Below are 387 nucleotides of genomic sequence, written 5' to 3' on the forward strand. Positions count from 1 at the left end.
CGCACTCACCTGGCTGGCGCTCGCCACATCCTTGCTGTCATACACACCCGCCGTCTGGCTGATCGTCACCCCCTCACCGCTCACCAGACCGCTGATCTGATACTCCCCCGCACCCAGCACCGCCGTCGTCGTGCCGTCGTACACCTTGCTCTGATCCAACAGGCTCACGCTCAGCGTCGCCGGCGTGATCGCTCCATTCCCCTCCGCCAGCAGATCCAGGCTGTAGTTCCCCAGATCCGTTCCTGCCGCCGCCCCGTAATCCGCGCCCGTCAGCACCGCACTCACCTGGCTGGCGCTCGCCACATCCTTGCTGTCATACACACCCGCCGTCTGGCTGATCGTCACCCCCTCACCGCTCACCAGACCGCTGATCTGATACTCCCCCGC

The 387-nt window shown here is 65.6% G+C and carries 1 protein-coding gene; it reads right to left on the reverse strand.

Going from position 1 to position 387, the window contains the following annotated elements:
* On the reverse strand, window positions 1-387 hold a 387-nt coding region (locus ACLNEE_RS17035; RefSeq protein ID WP_412007470.1), incomplete at both ends, for a YDG domain-containing protein.

It is taken from the genome of Aphanothece stagnina RSMan2012 (assembly GCF_046764815.1).
In the GTDB taxonomy this organism is placed as follows: domain Bacteria; phylum Cyanobacteriota; class Cyanobacteriia; order PCC-6307; family Cyanobiaceae; genus NIES-981.